Below are 5,209 nucleotides of genomic sequence, written 5' to 3'. Positions count from 1 at the left end.
CCTTGGGATCCTGCACTTAACGCTTGATTGCCAATACGATTGCTTAAGAATCCCACTCTTAGGGTGGGTACGGGCCTAGGGCAAGAACATGGGCAAACCCTGCCCCTTCTCCTAACCAGCCACCCGCCGCGCCCCCAACACGCCTTTCCCCAAATATCGGATTCTTAAGGATGGAATCCTTAAGTCCCCGAAGGGAATACACGTATGGCGTCACCCCGACGTCTGCCACGGGCGCACGCTATGCGTCACCACAAAAAGCATTGCGCCACGGCAAACCAATCGCCCTAACAGGCTAGTCCGCCTGACGAAACATATTTTGTCAAGAGCGGGGAGATGAATTTGGAGGAAGGAAAGAAGGAAGGGGCTGGGGAAACGACAAAAACCCGCCGCGCAGAGCGCGGCGGGTATCGGGTCGTATTTCTGACTCGTCAGTAGGCTCTAGGCGAGCTTGTTGACGGCCAGGGAGAGGCGGGAGATCTTGCGGGCGGCGGTGCGCGCGTGCAGGACCTTCTTGGAAGCGGCCTTGTCCAGCAGGACAGTGGCGGACTTCAGAGCGGACTGAGCCTGCTCTTTGTCGTTGCTTTCCACAGCCTGGCGAACTGCCTTGACCACGTTCTTGATACGGGTCTTGACGGTGCGGTTGCGGGCGTTGCGCTTCAGGCTCTGACGGTGCCTCTTAATGGCGGATTTGTGATTAGCCAAGGTTCTTCCTCCTGAGAAAACTTATATTTCTACATTATCTTGCGGTTCTTGCGTTCAAGGAGATTGGTGCAATAAACGGTAGCGTACCCTTTGTCAAGGGAATTCGCAACGCCTACGTCCAATCCCGTCTCCTCTGCGGAGCGAAAATCCGGTGCATATGTCGCCTTTGCCCTGCCCTTGGCCTGCCGTCTTTGCTCATAACGGCGGGGAGATTGGGGAGAACTCTGGCGCGCCAGCCCGGGGCGCTCCGGCATTCCAACTGTCAACTAGACTTGCAGTGCGGAAAAGTCCGCCAGCAGTCCAAGGCGCGAAACGAGCGCGGTCAGCAGGTTGAGCCTGTTGGTGCGCAGGTCGTCTTCTTTGCACATGACCATAACGTTGTCGAAGAAGGCGTCCACATCGGGGCGCAGGTCGCGCAGCAGACCCATGAGGCTGGCAAAGTCGTCCTTGCCCCACAGCTCTTCCCACTTGGGCGCAATTTCCTTCAGGCGTGCTGCCAGTGCCTTTTCGGCGTCCTCGACAAGCAGGTCCTCGGAGTAGTCTCCGGTGAGGGCGACATCGCCCTTGCTGCCCTGCTTAACGATGATATTGGCGGCACGCTTAAAGGTCAGCACGGCCTGCTCGAAGTCGTCGGCCTTGCTGAAGGTGGACAGGGCGTCCACACGGGCAGCAGCAGCCCACAGGTCCGAGAAGCCAGCGCCAAGCGCGGATTCCACAACGAGGGTCTCATAGCCCTTGCCCTGGAAGTATGCCTTCAGTCGATTGGCGAAAAACGCCTTCATCTTGTCGAAAGCCTCGTCGTGCGAGAGCTTCCAATTGATGTCGCCATAGCCTTCCTGCGCCTGACGCAGGAACGCGTCGAGGTCAATACGCAGGTTGTGCTCCAGCGCGATTCGGCAGATGCCGAGGGCCGCGCGACGGAGAGCGTACGTGTCGTTCGCACCGGTGGGCACCTTGTTCAGGCCAAAGCAGCCTGCCAGGGTGTCCGCCTTGTCAGCCATGGACAGGAGCGCACCGCTCAGTGAGGATGGGACGGGGCTGTCGGGACCGGCAGGAAGGTACTGTTCGTACAGGGCTTTGGCCACGGCTTCCGATTCGCCGTGCTTTGCGGCATAAATGCCGCCCATGATGCCCTGCAGTTCGTCGAACTCACCAACCATGTCGGAAACGAGGTCCGCCTTTGACAGACGTCCTGCGCGTGCAATGTCCTTTTCCATGGAGGGATCGGTCTGTTTCGCCAGCCATCCACACAGACGCTCCAAACGGCGCGTCTTGTCGCCCATGCTCCCAAGGGGACCGAGGAAGATGACGTTGTCGAGCTTGCCAAGCCAGGTGTCGGCTTCGGTCTCGAGGTCAGCCTTCCAGAAGAAGCGTGCGTCTTCGAGGCGGGCACGCAGAACGCGCTCCCAGCCCTTTTTGACCAACGCAGGGTCCTTGGGTTCAATGTTCAGTACGGGGATGAAGTGCGGCAGCAGCGAACCGTCCGAGGCCTCCACGCCAAAGCTTTTCTGATGACCTTCCATGCTGGAGAGCAAAACCTCGCGGGGAACGTCGAGGAACGAGGTATCGAAATCACCCAGTATAACAACCGGATGTTCGACAAGGCCGCAGACCTCGTCCAACAGATCATCATTCCAAACCACAGAGCCACCAACACTGGTGGCAAGGCGGTCGCCTTCGGCGCGAATGAGAGCCTTCCGTTCATCCGCGTCCAGCACCACTTGGCACTTGTCGCGGATGACGTCGAAATATTGTGATGCGTCGGCAATCTCGAAGGGGCCGTGACCCATAACGCGGTGACCGCGCGTGGACCGGCCGGAGGTGACGTCCGCGATGGTGAAGGGAATCACCTGATCGTCAAGGAGCGCCACAAACCAGTGGATGGGGCGGCCAAAGCCGAACTCGCGGGCGCCCCAGCGCATCTTCTTCGGGAACTGCAAGGACGCGACGGCCTTTTCGCAGATGGCGGGCAGCAGGTCCGCAGTGCGGTTGCCGCCGGTCATTTTACGAACGGCCAGATATTCGCCCTTCTCGGTTTCGAGGATGTAGCAATCCTCGATGCTGACGCCCTGCGTCTTGGCAAAGCCGAGTCCGGCCTTGGTGGGCTCGCCGTCCTCGCCGTAGGCAATGCGCTTCGGCGGTCCGGTAACAAGCTCCTCTTCCCTGCGCTGCTGGGCGCAGACGTCCTCAATGCAGAGGACGATACGGCGGGGCGTGGCGAAGGTCTTTACTTCCCCATGGTCCACTTTGGCTTCGGCAAGGGCGGTGTGCACCAGCTCGCCGAGCTCTTCGTGAAGCCGGGGGAAAAAACGTGCGGGAATTTCTTCCGTTCCTATCTCAAGGACAAATCGGGACATGGGAACCTTCCTCTTTCCGACTTACTTGGCGAGCATGGGATAACCCAGCTCTTCACGCTGGGCGGCATACAGATGGGCAACCCGGGAGGCAACGTTGCGCACGCGGCCGATGTAGGACGTCCGCTCCGTGATGGAGATGGCGCCCCGCGCGTCCAGCATGTTGAACGTATGCGAGCACTTCATGCAGTAGTCGTAGGCGGGCCAAGGCTGGCCGGCCTCGCACAGACGCAGACACTCGGCCTCGTACATGCCGAACAGCTTCAGCAGCATGTCGGGGTCGGAAAGGTCGAAGTTGTAGCGGGAGTGCTCCACTTCGCCCTGATGGTGAACATCGCCGTAGGTGATATGGTCATTCCAGGAGAGTTCGTACACGGACTCTTTTTCCTGCAGGTACATGCAGATGCGCTCAAGGCCGTAGGTCAGCTCCACGCTGACGGGGTCCATGTCGATGCCGCCAACCTGCTGGAAGTAGGTAAACTGGGAAATTTCCATGCCGTTCAGCCAAACTTCCCAGCCAAGGCCCCACGCGCCAAGCGTCGGGGACTCCCAGTTATCCTCCACAAAGCGGATGTCATGCTCTGCCGGGTCGATGCCAAGGGCGCGCAGGCTGTCGAGATACATCTCCTGCACGTCGTCGGGGGACGGCTTCAGCAGCACCTGAAACTGGTAGAACAGCTGAAGGCGGTTGGGGTTCTCGCCGTAGCGGCCGTCCGTGGGTCGACGCGATGGCTCTACATAGGCAACGCGCCAAGGCTCGGGACCAATGGCCCGCAGAAAGGTCGCCGGGTTAAACGTTCCGGCGCCGGTCTCAACGTCGCACGGCTGCTGGATGGCGCAGCCACGTTCGGACCAGAATTGCTGCAGGGTCAAGATAACATCCTGGAAATGCATATCTTCTCCTTCTTTACATAAACCGGGCATAAGGCCCGGAGAAATCGTCTGTTCTCATATTCTGAGGAAGCGGCCGTCTTCCCACTTCAGCCCAAGGTGCCAGCGGACAAAGCTGTCCGCCGCATCGTACAGGCTTCTGCGGTCCACGCCCTGCGGCGACAGGGAGCACCACGTCAGTGGCGCTTCGGTGCGGACCTGTTCCAGAACGGCCACAGCCCCCCGGCTCATGGCAATGCGGCGGCCCGATCCGGGAGAGCAGTCCTCGCAGATCATGCAGCCAGCTTCCACCAAAAGCGAAGGGGCAACCGAAGTCTTTAAGTCTTTTCCGCACTGAGAGCAAGTGCCGAGACAGGGACCGTACCCCTGCTCAAAGGCCACGCGCAACCGGAAAAGTATGGGAAAGATGGGGGAAAGCGTTTCGCAGTGCTCAATGGCGTCGAGCGTATCGCGAAGCAGGGAAAAGCCTGCGGCGGACGTTTCCGGTTCCACATGCACGGCCTCGAAGAACTTCATGCAGTTGGCTGCGGGGCCAAGACGGGCCGGAGCATTGCGCAGACCGCGGTGGCCGTCAAGCAGTGTGCCTTCCGTCAGGGAAAGATACGTGCCACTGCGGCTGCGGGAAAATCCAAAATGAACCAGATTGAACGGATCGAGGCAGCCAAGAAACCGTTTCCGGCTCCGGCTGCCTCCAAATGCGAACGCGGTCAGCAGGCCATGCTGGGGGGTAAACATCCGCAGCCATAGGTCCGCCTCGCGAAAGCGCCCTACCCGCAGGATGATGGCTTTGTCCGAAAAATCCTGCATTGGCAGGGCGACCCGCTGTTATTCCGCCGTAAAGCGAAGGGTGCGAACCTGTCCGGGTTCGCCCTTAAAGTCGTAGGGAGCGCCGTTGAGCGTCACGGTAACGCCACCGGCGTTGCCCAGCTTTACGGTCATGTTCTCGGCAAAACGGAGCAGCTTCTGCTGGCCGGGGCGCAGGGTCACGTCCACGGTCACGCCGCCGTTTTCCTCGCCGCCGTCCACTTTGGCCAGCAGCCAGCACACGTCCTTCGCCACAATTTCCACACGCTGGCGCGCTTCGGCAACCTGCGCGGGCTGCTGGGTGGCAACGGGAGCGGCCTCAGTCTGCGCGGGGGCGGACTGCGCCGGAGCGGCAGGCGCGGCCGGAGTGGCTGCGGCGTCCTGCGCCGGGGCTTCTTCGGTCTGCGCGGGGGCGGCGTCTTCGGCCTCAGGCTTCGCCGTGGCGGCTTCCTCGGCGG

At 60.6% G+C, this 5,209-nt stretch carries 5 protein-coding genes; all 5 read right to left on the bottom strand.

The window, feature by feature from the left end; genetic code table 11:
- Positions 1-438: 438 nt before the first annotated feature.
- A complete protein-coding gene (rpsT, locus tag ACY69P_RS13840) occupies positions 439-702 on the bottom strand; it encodes a 30S ribosomal protein S20 (RefSeq protein ID WP_459899965.1) in 264 nt (87 codons plus the stop codon).
- Positions 703-968: 266 nt separating this feature from the next.
- Positions 969-3,059, bottom strand: a complete 2,091-nt coding sequence (glyS, locus tag ACY69P_RS13835; protein WP_462327897.1) for a glycine--tRNA ligase subunit beta — start codon at positions 3,057-3,059, stop codon at positions 969-971.
- 21 nt (positions 3,060-3,080) lie between these two features.
- The gene (glyQ, locus tag ACY69P_RS13830; RefSeq protein WP_404845064.1) at positions 3,081-3,950 is read right to left on the bottom strand and encodes a glycine--tRNA ligase subunit alpha; all 870 of its coding nucleotides are present in this window, start codon (positions 3,948-3,950) and stop codon (positions 3,081-3,083) included.
- 54 nt (positions 3,951-4,004) lie between these two features.
- Positions 4,005-4,754, bottom strand: a complete 750-nt coding sequence (recO, locus tag ACY69P_RS13825; protein ID WP_459899968.1) for a DNA repair protein RecO — start codon at positions 4,752-4,754, stop codon at positions 4,005-4,007.
- A gap of 18 nt (positions 4,755-4,772) precedes the next feature.
- The coding region (locus ACY69P_RS13820) for a DUF4115 domain-containing protein (RefSeq protein WP_462327896.1) at positions 4,773-5,209 on the bottom strand (437 nt) is incomplete at its 5' end.

It is taken from the genome of Desulfobaculum sp. (assembly GCF_054921475.1).
The sequence above is the reverse complement of the archived record's forward strand: the minus strand, read 5'-3'. Positions and strand labels throughout refer to the sequence as shown.

Bases quoted from the DNA above. Each gene is read 5' to 3' on its own strand.
- glyS (WP_462327897.1), bottom strand. From the start codon at position 3,059: ATGTCCCGATTTGTCCTTGAGATAGGAACGGAAGAAATTCCCGCACGT.
- glyQ (WP_404845064.1), bottom strand. From the start codon at position 3,950: ATGCATTTCCAGGATGTTATCTTGACCCTGCAGCAATTCTGGTCCGAA.
- recO (WP_459899968.1), bottom strand. From the start codon at position 4,754: ATGCAGGATTTTTCGGACAAAGCCATCATCCTGCGGGTAGGGCGCTTT.